Genomic DNA, 19,670 nt, shown 5'->3' with positions numbered 1-19,670 from the left:
TTTTCAGTCACCTGACGAGTCTCAAAACCCTCCATGGAACGTATCCTCGAAAACGCGATGTACGCCTCGCGCTGGCTGCTCGCCCCGATCTACTTCGGCCTGTCCCTCGGCCTGCTGGCCCTGGCGCTGAAATTCTTCCAGGAAGTGGTCCACGTCCTGCCCAACGTCTTTGCCCTCAGCGAAGCCGACTTGATCCTGGTGATCCTGTCGCTGATCGACATGTCGCTGGTGGGCGGCCTGCTGGTGATGGTGATGATTTCCGGCTACGAGAACTTCGTCTCGCAACTGGACATCGACGAAAGCAAGGAAAAGCTCAACTGGCTGGGCAAAATGGACTCTTCGTCGCTGAAGATGAAGGTGGCCGCGTCGATCGTGGCAATTTCCTCCATCCACCTGCTGCGGGTATTCATGGATGCGCAGAACATTTCCACTGACTACCTGATGTGGTACGTGATCATCCACATGACCTTTGTAGTCTCGGCATTCTGCATGGGCTATCTGGACAAGCTGACCAAGCACTGAGTCCTGCCATGCCTGAGGGAGCGGGCATGCCCGTTCCCTCAGAGGTCGAGGCTCAACTGACGAGCGGCGTCAGTCTTGACTTGTGTATTCTTCTTTCCTGTACGAAAAATGAGCACTCATGCGTGGTTCCACCAGCGAGGTGCTTTCATGAACCTGCATCAGCTCAATACCGAGGCCAGGGCTGGCCATGTCGACGAACTGAACCTGATCGCCATCGAGGGCGGTGACTACCTGCTCGAAGCGCGCGTAAAAGGTCATGCCCACCCTTTGTCCGACACCCGCGGTGAACGCTTGCGCGTGCGCTCGGTGGAGGACGCCCGCAAGTTGCTGCAAACAATTCCCATGGTCTCGATGAACCTGGTGCACTGGTCGGTGCAAGATGAGATGTGCGGCATGGGCACCCACCCGCAAGAAGACCTGAAGGTACCGATTTCCCAGCGTTCGGCCTGGTAGCTGCTCGCAGGGCCTCAGTGTGCTAGGCTGCTCGCCCTTTTCATCAAGGGCGCGGCCGCACTGCGCCCTGCAGTGGAGCACGACAATGTCCGAACTCAACCTGTCCACCGACGAAACCCGCGTTAGCTACGGCATTGGCCGTCAGCTGGGCGGCCAGCTGCGCGACAACCCGCCACCAGGCGTTAGCCTGGAAGCCATCCTGGCCGGCCTGACCGACGCCTTCAATGGCGCTGACAGCCGCGTCAGCGAAGCCGACCTGTCGGCCAGCTTCAAGGTCATCCGTGAGGTGATGCAAGCCGAGGCTGCTGCCAAGGCCGAAGCCGCTGCTGCCGCTGGCAAAGAATTCCTGGTCGAGAACGCCAAGCGTGACGGCATCACCACCTTGGCTTCGGGCCTGCAGTTCGAAGTACTGACCGCAGGTGAAGGCGCCAAGCCGAGCCGCGAAGACAACGTGCGCACGCACTACCACGGCACGCTGATCGACGGCACCGTGTTCGACAGCTCCTACGAGCGTGGCCAGCCGGCTGAATTCCCGGTAGGCGGCGTGATCGCTGGCTGGACCGAAGCCTTGCAGCTGATGAACGCTGGCAGCAAATGGCGCCTGTATGTGCCGAGCGAGCTGGCTTACGGCGCCCAAGGCGTTGGCAGCATCCCGCCGCACAGCGTACTGGTGTTCGACGTCGAGCTGCTCGACGTTCTGTAAGCGCCTTGAGGCCGGCAGTGCCGGCCTCAATTCCAGTCTGTCCCCCCGGGGCGCAATGCCCGCGCATAGCAGAACAGAAACAAATTCCGCACCAGTTCCTTGAGCACGCCCGGTTCGCTCGAATTCAGGCCGCTCAGGTCCAGGTCACCCTGGTCACGCAGTTCGTCGAGGGCTTCTTCTTCAAGCACCGCGCACACTTCGCCGGTTTCTCGATGAAGAATGCGCAGGTAGGGGTGAGGGCGGTCCAGCCAGGCGTCGATCAGATAAGTCATGGCTATTCTCCTTGGATAACAGTTCCAATGAGAATAATTCTTATTATCAAAATAGCAAGCGCCAATTGGCGGTTTTTTGCCTGATCAGACTTTGCGGACGAACTCGGACTTCAGCTTCATGGCGCCGATGCCATCGATCTTGCAGTCGATATCGTGGTCGCCGTCGCACAGGCGGATGTTCTTGACCTTGGTGCCGACCTTGACCACCAGGGACGAACCCTTGACCTTCAGGTCCTTGATCACGGTGACGGTATCGCCGTCCTGCAGGATGTTGCCGACCGAATCCTTCTTCACCACATCGTCGCTGGCCGCCTCGGCGTCGCCGCTGGCCGACCACTCGTGGGCGCATTCAGGGCAGATCAGCTGAGTGCCATCCTCATAGGTGTATTCGGAGTTGCATTTTGGGCAGGGTGGCAGAGTGCTCACTTCGGTTCCTCAAACAAACAGACGGGCGGTTAAAGGCCTGCATTGTAAAAGGTATTTTTCCGGAAGGGATTATGTCCGGACAAAAGCGTCGCGGGCAAGCCCGCTCCCCACCGATGGTGCAGGAGCGGGCTTGCCCGCGAATGAAGATGACTCGGTCTGTCAGTGAGTACGCGCGACCGCGAACTCGCTCAGTTCAACCAGCGCATCCCGGTATTCGCTGGCAGGCAGCACTTCGAGGCAGGCAATGGCACGTTTCACGTAGTCGCGCGCCAGTTCGGCAGTGTACTTCAGCGCACCTGATTCCTCGACCGCCACACGAATCTGCTCCAGGTCTTCCAGGCCACCCTTCTGGATTGCCTGGCGCACCAGTGCAGCCTGCTCGGCAGTGCCTTCGCGCATGGTGTAGATCAGCGGCAGGGTCGGCTTGCCCTCGGCCAGGTCGTCACCGACGTTCTTGCCCAGGGTCTGCGAGTCGCCCTTGTAGTCCAGCAGGTCGTCCACCAGCTGGAAAGCTACGCCCAGGTGGTCGCCGAAGGTACGCAGGGCTTCGCGCTGCTCGTCGGTGGCTTGGGCCAGCGCCGCGGCGCTGTGGGTGGAGGCCTCGAACAGCATGGCGGTCTTGCCGCGAATGACCTCCATGTAGACTTCCTCGGTGGTGCTGGCGTCGCGTACCCGCGACAGCTGCAGCACTTCACCTTCGGCAATCACCCGGGTGGCCTTGGACAGGATCTGCATGACCGGCATCGAGCCCAGGTCGACCATCATTTCGAACGAGCGCGAATAAAGGAAGTCACCCACCAGCACGCTTGGCGCGTTGCCCCACAAGGCATTGGCGGTGGAGCGGCCACGGCGCATGCCGGACATGTCGACCACGTCATCGTGCAGCAGGGTGGCGGTGTGCAGGAATTCGATGGTGGCGGCCAGCAGGCGCAGGTCGTCGCCTTCGCGGCCCAGGGCCTTGCCACACAGCAGTACCAGCAGGGGACGCAGGCGCTTGCCACCGGCAGACGTGATATAGTCGCCGATCTTCGATACCAGCGGCACGCGCGAGGTCAGCTGCTTCTTGATGATCTCGTCGACGGCGCTGAAATCATCAGCCACCGCACGGTAGAAGGTTTGGGGTTGCATCGGCTGCTCCAGTGAGGTTGCGCGGCATGCTAGGTCGCAGGTCCCGGTGTGTCAAGGCGCGGTGCCAGCTGGCCGGGGGCGGTACTTGCAAGCAAAACCGCGGTTGCGTACAATCGCGCACCCTAACTTCCTGGGCAGCACCTGCCTTACGCAATTGCACCGGGCCGTTCCAGCCCTGTGCAGCCATGCCAGCCAATACTCATCATATAAAGCGCTGGGTGAGCAGGATTATCGGAGAAATACCATGTCTTACGCAGTAATCGTTACCGGCGGCAAGCAGTACAAAGTCGCTGAAGGTGAATTCCTCAAGATCGAAAAACTGGAAGTCGCCACTGGCGAATCCGTGACCTTCGATCGCGTTCTGCTGGTCGCCAACGGTGAAGAAGTCACCATCGGTGCTCCAGTTGTTGCTGGCGCTAAAGTAGTGGCCGAAGTCGTTTCGCAAGGCCGCCACGACAAGGTTCGCATCATCAAGTTCCGTCGTCGTAAGCACCACATGAAGCGTATGGGCCACCGCCAGTGGTTCACCGAGATCAAAATCACCGGCATCCAGGCTTAATCCCCTAGATCCCCTGAATTTATTTGGAGAATTGAACCATGGCTCACAAGAAGGCTGGTGGTAGTACTCGTAACGGTCGCGACTCAGAATCTAAACGCCTTGGCGTGAAGATGTATGGCGGCCAGGTTATCAAGCCAGGCAACATCATCGTCCGTCAGCGCGGCACCGAATTCCACGCTGGCTACGGCGTTGGCATGGGCAAGGACCACACCTTGTTCGCCAAGATCGAAGGCGTGATCAAGTTCGAGAAGAAAGGCGAGTTCATGCGCCGTTACGTGAGCATCGTCGCCGCTTAATCGCGACGTCGCTCCAGAAGCCCCGTCATGCGACGGGGCTTTTTCGTTTGTGGTGAGCCTCTTGCAAAGCTGTTTGTCTGGGTTGCCGGCGTTGGTTTCTACGGTCGTACGGGGCCGCCGCGCTCATTTTTGCAAGAGCCTCATGTTTTTGAGTCATTCAGCTCGTCTGCCGACGAGAGGCGGTTTTAATGAAGTTTGTTGACGAAGTTTCGATTCGGGTCAAAGCCGGTGACGGCGGCAACGGTTGCATGAGCTTCCGTCGCGAGAAGTTCATCGAGAACGGTGGCCCTAACGGTGGTGACGGCGGTGACGGCGGCTCGGTGTACATGGTTGCTGACGAGAACCTGAACACCCTGGTCGACTACCGCTACACCCGTCACCACGAAGCCCAGCGCGGCTCCAACGGCGGTAGCACCGACTGCACCGGCAAGAAGGGTGAAGACCTGTTCCTGCGTGTGCCGGTCGGCACCACCGTGATCGATGCCTCCACCCAGGAAGTGATCGGTGACCTGATTACCCCGGGCCAGAAGCTGATGGTCGCCCAAGGCGGCTGGCACGGCCTGGGCAACACCCGTTTCAAGTCCAGCACCAACCGTGCGCCGCGCCAGACCACCCCAGGCAAGCCGGGTGATCAGCGCGACCTGAAGATGGAAATGAAAGTGTTGGCTGACGTTGGCCTGCTGGGCCTGCCAAACGCCGGCAAGAGTACTTTCATCCGCTCGGTCTCGGCAGCCAAGCCGAAGGTGGCTGACTACCCGTTCACCACCCTGGTGCCAAACCTGGGCGTGGTCAGTGTCGACCGCTGGAAGAGCTTCGTGATCGCCGACATCCCCGGCCTGATCGAAGGCGCCTCCGACGGTGCCGGCCTGGGTATCCGCTTCCTCAAGCACCTGGCGCGTACCCGTGTGCTGCTGCACCTGGTGGACATCGCGCCGCTGGACGAAAGCAGCCCGGCCGATGCCGCCGAAGTGATCGTCAACGAGCTGACCCGTTTCAGCCCGTCGCTGGCGGAGCGTGAGCGCTGGCTGGTGCTGAACAAGGCCGACATGGTCATGGACGACGAGCGCGACGAGCGCGTGCAGGAAGTGATCGACCGCCTGGAATGGGAGGGCCCGGTCTACGTGATTTCGGCCATCTCCAAACAGGGTACCGAGAAGCTCAGCCACGACCTGATGCGCTACCTCGAAGACCGCGCCGACCGCCTGGCCAACGACCCGGCCTATGCCGAAGAACTGGCCGACCTCGACCAGCGCATCGAAGACGAAGCCCGTGCCCAGTTGCAGGCGCTGGACGATGCCCGCACCCTGCGTCGCACCGGCGTCAAGAGCGTGCACGACATTGGCGACGATGACGGTTGGGACGATGATTTCGAGGACGACGAAGACGGCCCGGAAATCATTTACGTGCGCGACTGACCGGTTGCAGTACACTAAACGCCGCTCTCTGGAGCGGCGTTTTTGTATCCACGGTATCTACAGATTCGACATAGGTTGGAAGAAGATGCGAAGCAAGGTGACGGGCGCCAAGCGCTGGGTCGTGAAGATTGGCAGTGCTCTGCTGACCGCCGATGGCAAGGGCCTCGACCGCGGTGCCATGGCCGTTTGGGTCGAGCAGATGGTCGCGCTGCGTGAGGCAGGCGTGGAGTTGGTACTGGTCTCCTCCGGGGCCGTGGCTGCCGGCATGAGCCAGCTGGGCTGGACCTCGCGACCGAGCGCGATGAACGAGCTGCAGGCGGCTGCCTCGATCGGCCAGATGCGTCTGGTACAGGCCTGGGAATCGAGCTTCGGCGAACACGGCAAGCACACTGCGCAGATCCTGCTGACCCATGACGACTTGTCCGACCGCAAGCGTTACCTGAACGCCCGCAGCACGCTGCGTACCCTGGTCGACCTGGGTGTGGTGCCGGTGATCAACGAAAACGACACCGTGGTCACCGACGAGATCCGCTTCGGCGACAACGACACCCTCGCGGCGCTGGTGGCCAACCTGGTCGAGGCTGACTTGCTGGTGATCCTTACCGACCGTGACGGCATGTTCGACGCCGACCCGCGCAACAACCCCGAAGCCCAGCTGATCTACGAAGCCCGTGCCGACGACCCGACGCTGGATGCCGTGGCCGGTGGTACCGGTGGTGCCCTGGGCCGTGGCGGCATGCAGACCAAGCTGCGCGCCGCCCGCCTGGCCGCCCGTTCCGGTGCCCATACCATCATCATTGGTGGCCGCATCGAGCGCGTGCTCGACCGCCTCAAGGCTGGCGAGCGGCTGGGTACCTTGCTGTCGCCCGAGCGCGGCATGCTCGCTGCGCGCAAGCAGTGGCTGGCCGGCCACCTGCAAACCCGTGGCACCCTGGTGCTGGATGCCGGTGCCGTGCAGGCGCTGCGCCAGGCCAACAAGAGCCTGTTGCCGGTTGGTGTCAAGACCGTGCAAGGCAGCTTCCGCCGTGGCGAGATGGTGGTGTGCGTCGGCCCGGACGGTGTCGAGGTGGCTCGTGGGCTGGCTAACTACAGCGCCCTGGAGGCGCAGAAGATCATTGGCCAGCCGTCGGATGCCATCGAAGCGGCCCTGGGCTATATCGCCGAGCCTGAACTGGTCCACCGCGACAACCTGGTGCTGGTATGAGCCTCTTCACGCGCGCGATTGCCGTGGTGGCTTTGGCGCTGCCTATGCTGGCCGGGGCTGAGGAGATCGGCCAGGTGTCCACCGTGTTCAAGTTTCTTGGGCCGAACGACCGGATTGTGGTCGAGGCCTTTGACGACCCCAAGGTCGAGGGCGTGACCTGCTACCTGTCGCGTGCCAAGACCGGCGGCGTGAAGGGGGGCTTGGGCTTGGCGGAAGACCGCGCGGAGGCTTCGATCGCCTGCCGTCAGGTCGGGCCGATCAATTTCAAGGGTGAGTTGAAAGATGGCGAGGAGGTGTTCAAGGAGCGCACCTCGCTGGTGTTCAAGACCATGCAGGTGGTGCGCTTTCTGGACAAGAAACGCAATACGCTGGTGTACCTGGTGTACAGCGACCGCATGATCGAGGGCAGCCCGCAGAACGCGGTAACTGCAATTCCGATACTGCCTTGGGCTCATTGATAGCCTGGTAGGTTGCCAGGAGGCCTGCGGCCTCCATTCGCGGGGCAAGCCCGCTCCCACAAGTGCTATTCAGGCTTCAAGGACTGCGAGGGGCCTGTGGGGGGCTGGTGGGTTGCCGGGAGGCCTGCGGCCTCCATTCGCGGGGCAAGCCCGCTCCCACAAGTGCTATGCAGGCTTCAAGGACTGCGAGGGGCCTGTGGGGGGGCTGGTGGGTTGCCGGGAGGCCTGCGGCCTCCATTCGCGGGGCAAGCCCGCTCCCACAAGTACTATGCAGGCTTCAAGGACTGCGAGGGGCTGTGGGGGCTGGTGGGTTGCCGGGAGGCCTGCGGCCTCCATTCGCGGGGCAAGCCCGCTCCCACAAGTGCTATGCAGGTTTCAAGGACTGCGGGGGGCTGTGGGGGCTGGTGGGTTGCCGGGAGGCCTGCGGCCGCCATTCGCGGGGCAAGCCCGCTCCTACAGGTACTACGCAGGCTTCAAGGTCTACGAGGAACCTGTGGGAGCGGGCTTGTCCCGCGAATGGGCCGCAAAGCGGCCCCAATACCCAATATCAGGCCAGTTCCTCGGCCTGGTCCTCGCGCACAACCGCCTTCACCTCATCCAGACGGCTGATGAACTTCCAGTCCGCCTCGTCGATGTAGATGCCATTCGGCCCGCTGCCACCTTCCAGGTCGATCGCAACACGCGCCGATACCTGCGGCTTCACACTCGCCAGAATCGGTACGAAGCCCAGTTGCAGGCTGGTTTCCAGCAGTGCCGCCTGGTTGCGTTCGTCAATGTCTGCCGCTTCGTCCAGATAGTACGGTAGGCGGATGCGCCCAGCCAGGTCGCGGTCCATCAGGTGCAGCAACAAGTACATGTTGGTCAGCGCCTTGATGGTCATGGTGGTGCCGTTGGACGCCGCACCGTCAATGTCCGCGTGGATGATCGGCTGGCCGTTGACCTTGGTGATCTCGAACGCCAACTCGAACAGATCCTTCAAGCCCAACTGGTTGTGGTTGGCCGCCACCAGCCGCGCCAGGTACTCCTTGGCCTCTTCGTTCTTGTTGTCCTGCTCGGCGCTTTGGGTCAAGTCGAACACCGACAGGGTTTCGCCTTCTTCGTACTGGCCAGCACTGTGGATGATCTGGTCGATGTGCTTGAGCGCTTCCTTGTTCGGCGCCAGCACCACGCGGAAGCTTTCCAGGTTGGACACTTGGCGCTTGTTGATCTCACGGTTGAACAGGGCCAACTGGTGCTCGAGGCTGTCGTAGTCGCTGCGGATGTTGCGCAGGGTCCGGGCAATGTCGGTAACCGCCGCGCGGCGGGCCTTGGCCAGGGTCAGGGCTTCGTCGGTACGGTGGGCATAGGCGTTCACCAGCAGTTGCAGGCGGCGCTCCATGTCGTCTTCGCTGTCGAACTTGGCAACGCCTTTCAGGCGCACCTGCGCGTAGAGCGCTTCGATCTGGTTGTCGACGCGTTGCAGGCCCTGCCAGCTGTCCTGATAGTCGTTGAGCAGCGGCAGCAGGTTGTCCATCGAGTCGTCGATGGCTTCCATGAACGGCGTACCGTAGGGCAGGTCGGCCGGCAGCAGCTGGCGACGGCGCAGGGCGTCTTCCAGGGTGCGCTGCTTGGATTCGAGATCGCCGATCTGGCGGCCGACCAGCTGCAGCTTGGCCGACAGCTGCTGGACGCGCTCGGTGAAGGCATCGCTGGAGCGCTTGAGTTCGTCCTGGGCGGCTTCCAGCTGCGACAGCTGTTCCAGCTTCTCTGGTTCTTCGGCAGCGAGGGTTTCGCTGCGGCGGAAGTCTTCCAGCGCCTTCTGCGCGTCCAGCACTTCTTGGTACAGGGTTTCGGTCTGCGCCTTGGAGGCGGAGCGGTCAGCGGCTACGGCCTGCTGGGTCTTGAGCTGTTTCAGCTCTTTTTCCAGGCGCTCTTTCTGGTCGCGCAGGGCCGCGCGGTCGGCCAGCGCCTGCAGTGCCGGCGGGTCGATGTTGGTCAGGTCGATGGCCAGGCCCGGGGCTTCGAAGCGCTCGCCCTTGAAACCGTCCAGTACCGCTTCCAACGACTTGACCCACAGGTCGCTATCGTCCAGTTCTATGCCACGATCGCCCAGCGGCAGGCTGAACAGCGCGCCGTTGAACAGGCGCATCAGGCGGTCGACGTCCTGCTGGGAGAACTCTTCGCGCAGACGGGCGTAGCTGTTGTTGTCGGCGTGGTCGAGTTGTTGCCTGACCTGCTTCAGGCGCTTTTCCAGGTCGCGCACGCGCTCGTCGAGGTCTTCGGCGCTGAACTGCCGCGACTGGGCCAGGGCGCCGGCCAATTCGTCGTGGGCGTCCTTGGCGGCCAGCAGTTGCTGCTCCAGGACCTTGACGTCATCGACCAGGGCAAAGCGGTGCTTGAGCACCGACAGCTCCCCCAGCCAGCGCTGGATACCGGTGATTTCGCGTTCCAGGCGCATCAGCTCCTGAGTGCCACCGCGCTGATCGTTCTGCAGCCGGTCCTGCTCGCCACGGTAGTGCTCGGACTGGATTACCAGCTCTTCCTTGCGCGCCATGGCGTATTCCTGCCAGGTGCCCAGCAGGGTGTCGAGCACCGGAGAAATGCGGTGCAGCTTGCCGCGCAGGATATCGCGCTGGGCCACACCGCCCGCCAGGGCCTCGACCAGCGGGCCGGCAGCAACCAGGGCGTTGTAGTCCTGCTCCATGCGGCGCACGTCGCGGAAGGCCTCTTCGCAGGCAGCGATGTAGTCGACGCTGCCAGAGCGCAGGCTGTGCTCGAAGGCGTCGAGGAACAGCTGCTTCAGCTTGGCCGCGGTGATTTCGCGCATGTGCAGCAGGTTGATGAACAGCGCGCGGAAGGTTTTCAGGCTTTGCTCGCTGGTGGAGCGCAGCGGAATCATGGTCAGGTCCAGCGGCACCGAAGTGTGGCCGCCCACCAGCAACCGGCGCAGCTCGTCCGGCTTCAGCTCATAGGCCTTGATACCGAGGCGCTCAAGGTTGGTGAACAGCTCTTTCTGGCGCAGGCAGGTGTCGTTCTTCTGGTAATGGGCCAGGTCCAGCTCGCCCTTGTAGGCAAAGAACTGGTGGCCGAAACCGCCGCCCGGGCCGCGGCCGACCACGCCGATTACGTGCGGGCCGTGGGGTAGGCTCAGCTCGCAGAGAATGTACGAGGTGTCGCTGGCGAAGTAGAAACGGCGTGACTGCTCGAGGCTGTACTTGCCGAAGCTCATGTCCGACATGCGCGCCAGGATCGGGAACTGCAGCGCGTTGATCGACGCCGATTTACCCAGGTTGTTGGCGCCGTACACCGACAGTGGTTGCTCCAGCGGGAACAGGCCAAGGCTGTAGCCGGCGGTGTTGAGCAATGCAAAGCGGCGGATGCCGTAGCGTTCCTGGCTCATGCGTCAATCTCCTGTTGCTCTTCGCGGATGGCCCGGGCCAGGGCGTCCTCTTCGCTTTCCTCGCCCTCGAAAGGCGTGAGGTCGAGCGGGTCGTCGGTGCGGTTGAGTTCTTCGGGGCTTTCTTCCTCGACCAGTACCGGCGTCGGCAGCGGCAAGGCGCTGTGCAGGGTGGCGGCCAGGTCGCGGTCCTGCTGTACCGACAGGCACACATCGAGGAAGCGGTGCATCGGCGGCAGAAAACGGTAGATGCCGCCTTCTTCATGGGCGAAGCCGAGTTGAGTCATGCGGCGCAGGATTTTCTCTTCCAGCTCGTCCACGGTCTGCACTTCAGCCTGCAGGAACAGGTCGCGGTACTTGTCCAGCAGCGAGGGCAGTTCGTCGCGGCCGATGCTGCCGCCGTCGAGCACGGCCATCGGGTCGCGGCCCTGGTCAGCCAGGTGCTCGACCAGGATGAAGGTGAACAGCGACAGGCGCTGCGCGGTCTTGTTGACCTGCGCGGCGGTCATGTCCGGGACGAAGTAGTAGAAGCCACGGGTATCGCACACCAGTTCGAAGCCCAGGGCCTTGAACAGGGTGCGGTACTGGTCCTGGAAGTTCGACAGCTGGGCGTACAGCTCGGGGTCGCGGCGGCTGACGTGGAAGCCTTTGAACAGCTCGCGGAAGATCGGCGCGAGCTGGGACAGTTCGGAAAGATCAAGATGCATGGGCTGGGCTCGCGTTGGGTTCGGTAGGCGCGCTGGCGGCGTCTTCGCGGCTGGAGGTCAGGGCGAACGAACGCAGGCTGACCAGGTGTTCCTGGGTGGTGTACTCGCGGCGGTCGAGGCGTTCGCGCTTGAAGCGCTTTTCCCGCGACAGGCGTGAGAACCAGTACAGCAGTTCGTCGGTGGCACCGTCGGGCTCCTGCTCCAGCAGCCAGACCATCAGGTCGGGCAGCGGCAAGGCCTGCTCGCAGCGTTCGGCCATTTCCTTGACGGTGCGTGGGGCCCGGGGCAGGGCGCCGGACTGGGTCTTGTGGGCCTTGGGGAAGCGCGCTGGCTTGGGCTCGAAACGGGCCAGGGCGTACACATAGGCTTCGACCTGGCTAGCGCTGCCGAGGAAGGTGCTTTGCGGGCGGGTAAACATCGGCATGGCCGCTTGAGGCACGGCATCGATGCCTTTGCGCCGGATCACCGACAGGGCCAAGGCGGCGCCACGGGTGACGGCGTTGTGCCGGCGCGCTTCTTCGCGTAGCGGCAGCAGCAGTTCGCGGGCGTGGCGCAAGGTCAGCTGGGCGCTGGTCTGCATTTCCAGGATGCGCGCATGGGTACGTAGCAGCATGTCGTCGTCGACCAGGTGGCCCAGGCGCGCCTGTTCACCCAGCAGTTTCAGCAGCACGGTCTCGACCTTGCGCACGCCTTGCTCGAAGGCCCCGTCGGCGTTGACCAGCTGGATCATCGGCTCGACATATTCGTCCCAGGTCGCCAGTACTTCGGCATAACGCTGGCGCAGGGGAATCTGCCGGTTGCTGGTCTTGGCCCGTTCGGCTACGGCCACCAGCGCCTGTTCGTCATTGTCGAGCTTTTTCAGCACATCGCGCACGCGCATGTCGAGCAGGCGCAGTTGGCGTGCCAGGTCGTCACTGTCACGGTTGTCGAAGGCATCCTGGATGTGCCCGGCAAGGCGCTCCAGGTGGCGCAGGTAGGCCTCGATCTCCAGGCACAGGCCCAGGCGGTGTTCGCGGCGCAGGTAGGCGAGGAAGTCGTGGATCTGCGCGTTGAGCTCGAAACGGTTCGGGCTCTTTGCCACCGGGACCAGGATATCCAGGCGGATCCACACGTCGAGCAGCTGGGTGATGTCCTGCGGGGTACTCTCGACCTGCTGGCGGGCCACATGCTGGCGCAGTTCGACCAGGCTCAGGGTGCCCTGGTCGAAACGCTCGCACAGCGGCTCGATCAGGGCCCAGTGTTCGGCTAGGGCGCGCAGGACGCGCTTGGGTTCGATCATTGGCTTCGACTCGTTGCCAAGAAAAAGGGGGCGATTGTACTGCATCCGGGGGGGAGGTTTTCACCCCTTGGTCTGTAATGAGAGATAACCTTTTTGTTTGTGGGTGTATGGCGTTGTTTTTGTGGTGGTGTGGAGATCGAGCGCCGCCCGCGCGGCGCATCGCGACGCAAGGCCGCTCCCACATTTGTTTCGGGCCAATCAATCCTGATCCATTGGCGCGCGGTCCCTTGCTTGTCCCCTTCGATATCGCGTCGTGCACCCAGGGTACGCGCGCCAATGGCACAGGCATGACTGGCCCGAAACAAATGTGGGAGCGGCCTTGCGTCGCGATGCGCCGCGCGGGCGGCGCTCGGTCTGATAGGCGCTGCAAAAGCCACGGCGTACACGTTAGAATGCCCAACTGTCTTGAGCCCCTCGGATATCCGCCCCTTGCTGACCGAACCCCGTCGCCGCGCCTTCCTTTCCGCCATGCAAGTGGTGCACTGGCTGCCGCGCGCCGAACTGCCGTTCGCCGCACCGTCGCGGCCCGAGTTGCTGCTGCCGGTGGCGCCGGTCGAAGACATCGATTTCGAAGTTCGGCCGACACCCGCGGGCAACGAGGCACCGGTCGCGCCCCAGGCCCGCTCCGGCGAGCGACCGAAAATCGAGATCCCGCGCCCGGGCAGTGCGCCCAAGCCTGCCGCCAAGCCTGTCGAGGCCGAGGAGCAACCTGCACCTCCACGCCCGGCCCCCGTGCCGCCGCCACGTTTCGCGCTGCAGTTGTTGCGTGCCGGCAGCTGCCTGCTGCTGGTGGAGCTGGCCACCGGTCAGCCGTTCCAGAGCCGCGACCCGTCCTACCTGCTGCTCAAGGACATGCTACGCGCCGCCGGCCTGCCCGACGCCCCGCAGATCATCGGCGAACCGGTGCGCTGGCCGCTGCTGGTGCGCGGCAACATGGACCAGGGCCCGGAAGCCGCCCGCGATTTCGTCCAGGGCTTTGTCCAGGCGCGCCTGGAAGACGCCCCGTGCACCTGCCTGTGGCTGGTCGGCCTGCCAGCAGCGCGCTTTGCTGCCAATGCCGACGCCGAAGCCTATTACCAAACCCTGAAGCTCGACGGCCTGGGCGACGCCTGGGCCTTGCCGGGCCTTGAACTGTTGATGGACGAGCCGCAGCGCAAGGCGGACGTCTGGAAAGCCATGCGCCAGCTGATGGCGCGCTGGAAGAGCGTTGAATGAGTGAATCGATCAGTTTTCGCCCGATGACCGAGGCGGATCTGGATGCCGTACTTAAGATCGAATATGCCGCGTTCAGTCACCCCTGGACCCGCGGGATCTTTCAGGATGCGCTCAAATCGTACGAAGTGTGGCTGATGTTCGATGGCCAGCAGCAAGTGGGCCATGGGGTGATCAACGTGATCATCGACGAGGCGCACCTGCTCAACATCACCGTCAAGCCGGAAAACCAGGGCTGCGGGCTCGGCTTGCGCCTGCTTGAGCACCTGATGGCCCGTGCTTACCAGCTCAATGGCCGCGAATGCTTCCTGGAGGTGCGCGCCAGCAACCAGTCGGCCTACCGGTTGTACGAGCGTTACGGTTTCAACGAAATCGGCCGCCGCCGTGATTACTACCCGATCGCCGGTGGCCGTGAGGACGCCCTGGTCATGGCTTGCACCTTGCTTGAAGACTGATCCACGTCCACGGGTATCGCGCTAAAGTCAGAAGACCAGGATTGCCATGCACGGACGGGTAAAGGATGAGGAAGCTGTTTCTGAGCGCATGCCTGCTGGCAGCAAGTGCTGCCCATGCCGATGAACGTGATGTCTGGATGTTCGCCCAATGGGCAGGCGACCATCAAACCCGGCCCTTCCGTGAAATGCTTGTGGATGCCCGCCTGTACGGCGTAGTGCCCATCCACCAGTTGCTACGCTCGGCTTCGGACTGGAAGCTGTGCCACGCGTCGCCCTTCGCGGTGCCGCCCGCCAGCAACTGGCCAGCCGTACGTTCGACCCTTTCATTGCTCAAGACCCTCGACGACCAAGGCGTCCTGCGCCAGTTCGAAGTGGTGTCGGCCTACCGTGAGCCGCGGCTGAACACCTGCGCTGGCGGAGCGGCCAACAGTGCTCATACCCGCGCTTTTGCCGTTGATGTGCTGCTGCCCGCCTGGGCCGATCCTAACCCGCTGTGTCGCTTCTGGCAGCAACACGGCCAGGCGTGGAACATGGGCTTGGGGCGCTACCCGTCAGGCCGCATCCATGTGGATACTGCCGGTTATCGCACCTGGGGTGGTGACGGCAGCGCCGGGTCATCGTTCTGCATCAAGCCCAAATGAGCCAGGCAGCCCTGGCATTCCTCCATCACCCACTCCGCGAAACGCTGGCGCTTGCCGCTGTCAGCCAAGGGCTGCGCGCTGAGCAGGTGATAGGCCGAGCCGTCGCGGACGAAGCCGAATGGCGCCTGCAACTGCCCGCTGTCGAGTTCGTCGCACACCATCAGGGCTGAGGCCATGGCCAAGCCCAGGCCGGCGCTGGCGGCCTGGATCGACAGGTAGAAATGCTCGTAGTCGCTGCGTTCGCAGTGCCGCGCCTGTTGCCCGCTCAGGCGCAGCCAGGTGGGCCAGGCAGCAGGGCGGGTGGTGCTGTGCAGCAGCCGTTGGCCATCGAGTCTGGCGCTGGCGGCGGGGTGGCACACCGGACCGATCCATTCATCGCAGACCTTCTGGCTGAACAGCTGGTTGTTCCAGTGGAAGTCGTCACGGCGGATGGCCATGTCGACCCCAGTGCGGGCGAAGTCCAGCGGCCCGCCGGCAGCCACCAGGTGCAACTGCAGGTCGGGATGGGCGGTATGAAAGCGGGGCAGCCGCGGGATCAGCCAGCGCATGGCGATGGTCGGCTCGCAGGACAGCACAAGCACATTGTCGCGGGCCTGGTGCTGCAAGCGCTGCACGGCGCCTTCCAGCTGCTCGAAAATCGCCTGGGTGGTGCCTTGCAGGGCGCGGCCGGCAGGGGTGAGGAAAATGGCCCGGTTGCGGCGTTCGAACAGCTCCATGCCAAGGTTTTCTTCCAGCAGGCGTATTTGGCGGCTGACCGCGCCGTGGGTGACGTGCAACTGCTCAGCGGCGCGCACGAAGCTCTCGGTCCGGGCGGCAATGTCGAAGTAGCGGAAGGCGTTGAGTGGCGGCAGTTTCATGGCATCCCTTTTGGCCGGCACTGGCATTATGACTGTGTGAGAAAAACTATCAGATATGCCTCACTATAAATCGATTTTTACGCGTTCATAAGCCCTCGATAATCACCCCGTCTGTGTATTTTCATCGTCTATCGAGCGCCATTTGCATGACCGAACTCATCGCCGTCACCCTGTTCACCTTGCTCGCCGTCATCAGCCCTGGCGCCGATTTCGCCATGGTCACTCGCAGCAGTTATGCACAAGGCCGCCAGGCCGGGCTGGCGGCCGCGGTCGGTATCGCATTGGGAGTACAGGTGCATGTGTTGTACACGGTGCTGGGCATCGCCGTGATCATCAGTCAGACCCCGGTACTGTTCATGGCCATGAAGGTATTGGGCGCCGGTTATCTCATTTACCTGGGCTACAAATCACTGACCAACACCGGGCGCATCAGCCTGGAGGGTGGCGAGCGTTCCACTGCCACCGTGCTGCAAGCCCTTCGCATCGGCTTTCTGACCAATGCCCTGAACCCCAAAACCATGTTGTTCGCCATCAGTGCCTTCACCCAAGTGGTGCAACCCGGCAGCTCGTTGAAGCTGGCGTTTGCCTACGGTGCGTTCATGTCCCTTGCCCACTGGTTGTGGTTCAGCCTGGTGGCGGTGTTTTTTTCCAGCGCGCCCTTGCGCAAGGCGATGATCGACCGGCAACTGCTGGTGGACCGGGTGATAGGCCTGGCGTTGATCGGGCTTGGCTTGACGGTGGCGGTGAGCGGTATTCGCTGAGACGACGATCGGAGGCGGGGTGGGGGCCATTGCAAACCCTTGTGTGTGCAGTGGCTGCCTTCGATGCGGTAACTTTCTCTCAGGCAAAGAAAAAGGGCTTACCTTGCGGTAAGCCCTTCGTCTTGTTTGGTGGCTACACAGGGACTTGAACCCCGGACCCCAGCATTATGAATGCTATGCTCTAACCAACTGAGCTATGTAGCCGATGGCGCGCATTATTCTCTTGAACGGCCCCCCTGTCAACACTCATTTCAAAAAAAATTTGCACGCTTTCAAAAACTTAGCGGCCAGGCCTGGTTTCAGCGCACCACAAGCCAGTGCCCGAGCACCCGGTGTAGCTGCAGATGCTGGGCGGCAGCCAGGGATTGCAGGGTTTCGCCAGCCCGGTCCAGGTTGAAGTCGCCGCTGACACGGCGATGGGCCACTTGTTCATCTACCAGCCACAGCCGCTGCCCCTGATACCTGGCCAAGCGCTCCAGCACCTGCCCCAATGGCATGTCGATGGCCTTCAGGCGGCCGTTGCGCCAGCTATCGGCGGTCTTCAGGTCAACCTTCTGCAGCGGGCCGATGCGGGTGTCGTCGAACGTGACGCGCTCACCCGCCGAGACCAGGCGCTGCTCGCCACCCTGAACCACCATGGCCTTGCCAGTGAGTACCACGAGTTCGTCATGGTTGGCGTGGCGGGCTACCTGTAGGCGGGTGCCGTATACCTGGATGCGCGCGTTACCCACAGCCACTTCCATGGCACGCCCGTCGAGCATGACCTCCAGATAGACCTGGCCCTGCACCAGATGCAGCTGACGGGTGCGGCCGCGCAGGTCGACGTTCATCGCGCTGGCGCTGTCCAGGTTCAAGGTGGTGCCATCTGCCAGGCGTGTGCTACGGCGCTCACCCGTATCAGTGTGCAGCTCGCTAGCCAGGCGCTGCATCAGCGGCCAGTACAGGTAAGCGGCAGTCCCCAGCCCTAGCAAGAAGACCAGCGCCAGCCATTTGCCCAAATGGCTGCGGCGCACGGTTATTGGTCGTGGGCGAGGTCGGGCGGGTGCTGGTTGCAGCTGTTGCCAGAACGCCTCCAGTTCGGTGTAGGCGTGGGCGTTCTGCGCTACCTGGCACCACGCCCCGAATGCCTGGCGCTGGGTTTCGTCGCAACCGGGCTGGCGCAGCACTGAAAACCACTCCAGCGCTTCCTGCTGTGGGTCGGGCTTCAGCTGCTTGGCGGGCATCGGGTTCATGGGTCGGTCTGCTCACGATAGGGGCTATTTGCCCAACGATGACAGGGATGATTGGACAAGGATGCTAATTATATTGAGAACCATTTTCAAGTACGCGGCGATAAGGGGATAAAAAAGGTAGCTATGTATCTATTTGTTTCCCGATAATCGGATCCCAACCCGAGGACGGAGATTCAGCCCAATGGCCACCAGTAGTGCCTCCACCGCATCCACCCAGGCAGCGGCAAGCCAAGCCACGCCTCTGGTGATGCGCATCATTGGTTTCTGTGCCCTGGCGCATCTGATCAACGACCTGATCCAGTCGGTATTGCCGGCGATCTACCCGATGCTCAAGGCCAACTACAACCTGAGCTTCGCCCAGATTGGCCTGATCACCCTGACCTTCCAGATCACCGCCTCGTTGTTGCAGCCCTGGGTTGGCTTTTTCACCGACCGTCGGCCGACGCCCAACCTTTTGCCGCTCGGCACCCTGTGCACACTGGTAGGTATCGTGATGCTGGCGTTCGTCGGCAGCTTCCCGATGATCTTGCTGGCGTCAGCGCTGGTCGGCATTGGTTCGTCAGCCTTCCACCCAGAAACCTCGCGTATCGCGCGGCTGGCTTCGGGCGGGCGCTTTGGCCTGGCCCAGTCCACGTTCCAGGTTGGCGGCAACACCGGTTCCGCTTTGGGCCCGTTGCTGGCAGCGGCCATCGTGATCCCGTTCGGCCAGACCCATGTCGCCTGGTTTGGCGTGGCCGCGCTGTTCTTCCTTGGCGTCACCCTGATGCTGCGTGGCTGGTACAAGGAACACCTCAACCAGGCCAAGGCCCGCAAGGCGGTGCAGGCCACCCATGGCATTTCGCGCAAGCGCGTGATCGCGGCGCTGATCGTGCTGGGCCTGCTGGTGTTCTCCAAGTACTTCTACATGGCCAGCTTCACCAGCTACTTCACCTTCTACCTGATCGAGAAGTTCGATGTGTCGGTGGCCAGCTCACAGTTGCACCTGTTCCTGTTCCTCGGTGCGGTGGCGGCCGGTACCTTCTTTGGCGGACCGATCGGTGACCGCATCGGGCGCAAGGCGGTGATCTGGTTCTCGATCCTGGGCGTGACGCCATTCACCCTGGCGCTGCCGTATGCCGACCTGTTCTGGACCACGGTGTTGAGCGTGGTGATCGGCTTTATCCTGGCGTCTGCGTTTTCCGCGATTGTGGTGTACGCGCAGGAACTGGTGCCGGGCAGCGTGGGCATGATTGCCGGGATTTTCTTCGGGCTGATGTTCGGCTTTGGCGGGATCGGCGCGGCGCTGCTGGGGTATGTGGCGGACCTGCGTGGCATCGAGTATGTCTATGGGGTGTGCTCGTTCCTGCCGTTGTTCGGGCTGCTGGCGGTGTTCTTGCCAAGCACTGGCAAGCGGTGAAAGTGTCGGGGGCTGCCCTGCAGCCCCGACAATTGACGATTTGATCACTGTTGGCCTAGAGTGCCGCCTCTTTTTTCAATGCCCACAAAGTAGCCAACGCAATGCGCCGTTCCCAGTCCCTGCCCAGCGCCCGTCAGCCTGCCCTCCAGGCCCTGCGTCGTGCGTGGCCGAGCGACACGGTGCTCAAGCGCCGCCGCAGCGTGCTGTTTGCCTTCACCTTCTCGCCACATCTCGCCTGAACTGATCTGCGCTTTCGCGTCGCCCGCCATCCCGGCGTGCGCGCCTGTGTCTGCACGTCTTTTAGGTTGGCAAGGAGTG

General features: G+C 62.7%; 22 protein-coding genes and 1 tRNA gene. 14 read left to right on the top strand and 9 right to left on the bottom strand.

Translation table 11 applies throughout. From position 1 onward, the window contains the following. Positions 1–33 precede the first annotated feature (33 nt). The 3 genes from OO258_RS01980 to OO258_RS01970 all read left to right on the top strand — a co-directional run bounded on the left by OO258_RS01980 (position 34) and on the right by OO258_RS01970 (position 1,678). Positions 34–522 (top strand): TIGR00645 family protein, encoded by a 489-nt coding sequence (locus OO258_RS01980; protein WP_003247486.1) that lies wholly within the window; start codon positions 34–36, stop codon positions 520–522. 147 nt (positions 523–669) lie between these two features. Further along, positions 670–975 carry a DUF6482 family protein gene (locus OO258_RS01975; protein WP_266028677.1) on the top strand — a complete coding sequence of 102 codons (306 nt, stop codon included), beginning with the start codon at positions 670–672 and terminating at the stop codon, positions 973–975. An 85-nt stretch (positions 976–1,060) separates the two neighbouring features. Beyond that, entirely contained in the window at positions 1,061–1,678 is a 618-nt protein-coding gene (locus OO258_RS01970; RefSeq protein ID WP_110746867.1) for an FKBP-type peptidyl-prolyl cis-trans isomerase, read from the top strand. A 26-nt stretch (positions 1,679–1,704) separates the two neighbouring features. On the opposite strand, the gene OO258_RS01965 is transcribed toward OO258_RS01970, so the two are convergent. From OO258_RS01965 to OO258_RS01955, 3 genes are all read right to left on the bottom strand, one after another. Next, positions 1,705–1,950 (bottom strand): hypothetical protein, encoded by a 246-nt coding sequence (locus OO258_RS01965; RefSeq protein WP_266028675.1) that lies wholly within the window; start codon positions 1,948–1,950, stop codon positions 1,705–1,707. A gap of 84 nt (positions 1,951–2,034) precedes the next feature. Then, a complete protein-coding gene (locus OO258_RS01960; protein ID WP_010951939.1) occupies positions 2,035–2,376 on the bottom strand; it encodes a zinc ribbon domain-containing protein YjdM in 342 nt (113 codons plus the stop codon). Positions 2,377–2,535: 159 nt separating this feature from the next. Continuing rightward, positions 2,536–3,504 (bottom strand): polyprenyl synthetase family protein, encoded by a 969-nt coding sequence (locus tag OO258_RS01955; protein ID WP_266028673.1) that lies wholly within the window; start codon positions 3,502–3,504, stop codon positions 2,536–2,538. A 244-nt stretch (positions 3,505–3,748) separates the two neighbouring features. Here OO258_RS01955 and rplU point away from each other — a divergent pair, with 244 nt between their 5' ends. The 5 genes from rplU (at position 3,749) to OO258_RS01930 (ending at position 7,436) form a co-directional block, all read left to right on the top strand. Next, positions 3,749–4,063 carry a 50S ribosomal protein L21 gene (gene rplU, locus OO258_RS01950; RefSeq protein WP_003247466.1) on the top strand — a complete coding sequence of 105 codons (315 nt, stop codon included), beginning with the start codon at positions 3,749–3,751 and terminating at the stop codon, positions 4,061–4,063. 38 nt (positions 4,064–4,101) lie between these two features. After that, entirely contained in the window at positions 4,102–4,359 is a 258-nt protein-coding gene (rpmA, locus tag OO258_RS01945) for a 50S ribosomal protein L27 (RefSeq protein WP_003247464.1), read from the top strand. A 188-nt stretch (positions 4,360–4,547) separates the two neighbouring features. Next, positions 4,548–5,774, top strand: coding sequence for an Obg family GTPase CgtA (cgtA, locus tag OO258_RS01940; RefSeq protein WP_266028671.1), 1,227 nt, complete (start codon positions 4,548–4,550; stop codon positions 5,772–5,774). A gap of 85 nt (positions 5,775–5,859) precedes the next feature. Continuing rightward, the gene (gene proB, locus OO258_RS01935; protein WP_110746871.1) at positions 5,860–6,978 is read left to right on the top strand and encodes a glutamate 5-kinase; all 1,119 of its coding nucleotides are present in this window, start codon (positions 5,860–5,862) and stop codon (positions 6,976–6,978) included. Beyond that, the gene (locus OO258_RS01930) at positions 6,975–7,436 is read left to right on the top strand and encodes a CreA family protein (RefSeq protein WP_110746874.1); all 462 of its coding nucleotides are present in this window, start codon (positions 6,975–6,977) and stop codon (positions 7,434–7,436) included. Before proB ends, OO258_RS01930 begins: the two co-directional genes overlap by 4 nt. Positions 7,437–7,983: 547 nt before the next feature. On the opposite strand, the gene mksF is transcribed toward OO258_RS01930, so the two are convergent. Genes mksF through mksB form a run of 3 tightly spaced genes read right to left on the bottom strand, consistent with a single transcriptional unit; the run spans position 7,984 to position 12,798 of the window. Next, positions 7,984–10,815 carry an Mks condensin complex protein MksF gene (mksF, locus tag OO258_RS01925; protein ID WP_266028670.1) on the bottom strand — a complete coding sequence of 944 codons (2,832 nt, stop codon included), beginning with the start codon at positions 10,813–10,815 and terminating at the stop codon, positions 7,984–7,986. Then, the gene (mksE, locus tag OO258_RS01920; RefSeq protein ID WP_266028669.1) at positions 10,812–11,519 is read right to left on the bottom strand and encodes an Mks condensin complex protein MksE; all 708 of its coding nucleotides are present in this window, start codon (positions 11,517–11,519) and stop codon (positions 10,812–10,814) included. The genes mksF and mksE overlap by 4 nt, the downstream gene beginning before the upstream one ends. Beyond that, on the bottom strand, positions 11,509–12,798 hold the full coding sequence (mksB, locus tag OO258_RS01915; protein ID WP_110746880.1) for an Mks condensin complex protein MksB: 1,290 nt from the start codon (positions 12,796–12,798) through the stop codon (positions 11,509–11,511). Before mksB ends, mksE begins: the two co-directional genes overlap by 11 nt. Before the next feature lie 429 nt (positions 12,799–13,227). On the opposite strand from mksB, the gene OO258_RS01910 reads away from it, so the two are divergent. The 3 genes from OO258_RS01910 to OO258_RS01900 all read left to right on the top strand — a co-directional run bounded on the left by OO258_RS01910 (position 13,228) and on the right by OO258_RS01900 (position 15,106). Next, positions 13,228–14,013: an energy transducer TonB gene (locus tag OO258_RS01910; protein ID WP_266028667.1), complete on the top strand. Its 786-nt coding sequence runs from the start codon at positions 13,228–13,230 to the stop codon at positions 14,011–14,013. Then, a complete protein-coding gene (gene rimI / locus OO258_RS01905; protein WP_266028666.1) occupies positions 14,010–14,465 on the top strand; it encodes a ribosomal protein S18-alanine N-acetyltransferase in 456 nt (151 codons plus the stop codon). Before OO258_RS01910 ends, rimI begins: the two co-directional genes overlap by 4 nt. Positions 14,466–14,530: 65 nt before the next feature. Next, a complete protein-coding gene (locus tag OO258_RS01900) occupies positions 14,531–15,106 on the top strand; it encodes a D-Ala-D-Ala carboxypeptidase family metallohydrolase (protein ID WP_177410752.1) in 576 nt (191 codons plus the stop codon). Here the strand turns inward: OO258_RS01900 and OO258_RS01895 are convergent. Then, positions 15,046–15,963, bottom strand: a complete 918-nt coding sequence (locus OO258_RS01895; protein ID WP_266028665.1) for a LysR substrate-binding domain-containing protein — start codon at positions 15,961–15,963, stop codon at positions 15,046–15,048. The genes OO258_RS01900 and OO258_RS01895 overlap by 61 nt on opposite strands. Positions 15,964–16,109: 146 nt before the next feature. Here OO258_RS01895 and OO258_RS01890 point away from each other — a divergent pair, with 146 nt between their 5' ends. After that, positions 16,110–16,724 carry a LysE family translocator gene (locus OO258_RS01890; RefSeq protein WP_266028664.1) on the top strand — a complete coding sequence of 205 codons (615 nt, stop codon included), beginning with the start codon at positions 16,110–16,112 and terminating at the stop codon, positions 16,722–16,724. 127 nt (positions 16,725–16,851) lie between these two features. Here the strand turns inward: OO258_RS01890 and OO258_RS01885 are convergent. Beyond that, positions 16,852–16,928 (bottom strand) — tRNA-Met (locus OO258_RS01885). A 95-nt stretch (positions 16,929–17,023) separates the two neighbouring features. Continuing rightward, positions 17,024–17,947: a FecR family protein gene (locus OO258_RS01880; RefSeq protein WP_266028723.1), complete on the bottom strand. Its 924-nt coding sequence runs from the start codon at positions 17,945–17,947 to the stop codon at positions 17,024–17,026. 190 nt (positions 17,948–18,137) lie between these two features. On the opposite strand from OO258_RS01880, the gene OO258_RS01875 reads away from it, so the two are divergent. Both OO258_RS01875 and OO258_RS01870 read left to right on the top strand, forming a co-directional pair. Further along, positions 18,138–19,352, top strand: a complete 1,215-nt coding sequence (locus OO258_RS01875; protein ID WP_266028663.1) for an MFS transporter — start codon at positions 18,138–18,140, stop codon at positions 19,350–19,352. Between the two features lie 101 nt (positions 19,353–19,453). Further along, the gene (locus OO258_RS01870) at positions 19,454–19,591 is read left to right on the top strand and encodes a hypothetical protein (RefSeq protein ID WP_266028662.1); all 138 of its coding nucleotides are present in this window, start codon (positions 19,454–19,456) and stop codon (positions 19,589–19,591) included. Positions 19,592–19,670 lie beyond the last annotated feature (79 nt).

Source organism: Pseudomonas sp. DCB_BI (assembly GCF_026240995.1).
Lineage (GTDB): Bacteria > Pseudomonadota > Gammaproteobacteria > Pseudomonadales > Pseudomonadaceae > Aquipseudomonas.
Note: the sequence above shows the minus strand (reverse complement) of the source record. Positions and strands in the feature narration are given on the sequence as shown.

Excerpts from the sequence above, each read along its gene's own strand:
- OO258_RS01980 (WP_003247486.1), top strand. The coding sequence starts at position 34 with ATGGAACGTATCCTCGAAAACGCGATGTACGCCTCGCGCTGGCTGCTC.
- OO258_RS01975 (WP_266028677.1), top strand. The coding sequence starts at position 670 with ATGAACCTGCATCAGCTCAATACCGAGGCCAGGGCTGGCCATGTCGAC.
- OO258_RS01970 (WP_110746867.1), top strand. The coding sequence starts at position 1,061 with ATGTCCGAACTCAACCTGTCCACCGACGAAACCCGCGTTAGCTACGGC.
- OO258_RS01965 (WP_266028675.1), bottom strand. The coding sequence starts at position 1,950 with ATGACTTATCTGATCGACGCCTGGCTGGACCGCCCTCACCCCTACCTG.
- OO258_RS01955 (WP_266028673.1), bottom strand. The coding sequence starts at position 3,504 with ATGCAACCCCAAACCTTCTACCGTGCGGTGGCTGATGATTTCAGCGCC.
- rplU (WP_003247466.1), top strand. The coding sequence starts at position 3,749 with ATGTCTTACGCAGTAATCGTTACCGGCGGCAAGCAGTACAAAGTCGCT.
- rpmA (WP_003247464.1), top strand. The coding sequence starts at position 4,102 with ATGGCTCACAAGAAGGCTGGTGGTAGTACTCGTAACGGTCGCGACTCA.
- cgtA (WP_266028671.1), top strand. The coding sequence starts at position 4,548 with ATGAAGTTTGTTGACGAAGTTTCGATTCGGGTCAAAGCCGGTGACGGC.
- proB (WP_110746871.1), top strand. The coding sequence starts at position 5,860 with ATGCGAAGCAAGGTGACGGGCGCCAAGCGCTGGGTCGTGAAGATTGGC.
- OO258_RS01930 (WP_110746874.1), top strand. The coding sequence starts at position 6,975 with ATGAGCCTCTTCACGCGCGCGATTGCCGTGGTGGCTTTGGCGCTGCCT.
- mksF (WP_266028670.1), bottom strand. The coding sequence starts at position 10,815 with ATGAGCCAGGAACGCTACGGCATCCGCCGCTTTGCATTGCTCAACACC.
- mksE (WP_266028669.1), bottom strand. The coding sequence starts at position 11,519 with ATGCATCTTGATCTTTCCGAACTGTCCCAGCTCGCGCCGATCTTCCGC.
- mksB (WP_110746880.1), bottom strand. The coding sequence starts at position 12,798 with ATGATCGAACCCAAGCGCGTCCTGCGCGCCCTAGCCGAACACTGGGCC.
- rimI (WP_266028666.1), top strand. The coding sequence starts at position 14,010 with ATGAGTGAATCGATCAGTTTTCGCCCGATGACCGAGGCGGATCTGGAT.
- OO258_RS01900 (WP_177410752.1), top strand. The coding sequence starts at position 14,531 with ATGAGGAAGCTGTTTCTGAGCGCATGCCTGCTGGCAGCAAGTGCTGCC.
- OO258_RS01895 (WP_266028665.1), bottom strand. The coding sequence starts at position 15,963 with ATGAAACTGCCGCCACTCAACGCCTTCCGCTACTTCGACATTGCCGCC.
- OO258_RS01890 (WP_266028664.1), top strand. The coding sequence starts at position 16,110 with ATGACCGAACTCATCGCCGTCACCCTGTTCACCTTGCTCGCCGTCATC.
- OO258_RS01880 (WP_266028723.1), bottom strand. The coding sequence starts at position 17,947 with ATGCCCGCCAAGCAGCTGAAGCCCGACCCACAGCAGGAAGCGCTGGAG.
- OO258_RS01875 (WP_266028663.1), top strand. The coding sequence starts at position 18,138 with ATGGCCACCAGTAGTGCCTCCACCGCATCCACCCAGGCAGCGGCAAGC.
- OO258_RS01870 (WP_266028662.1), top strand. The coding sequence starts at position 19,454 with ATGCGCCGTTCCCAGTCCCTGCCCAGCGCCCGTCAGCCTGCCCTCCAG.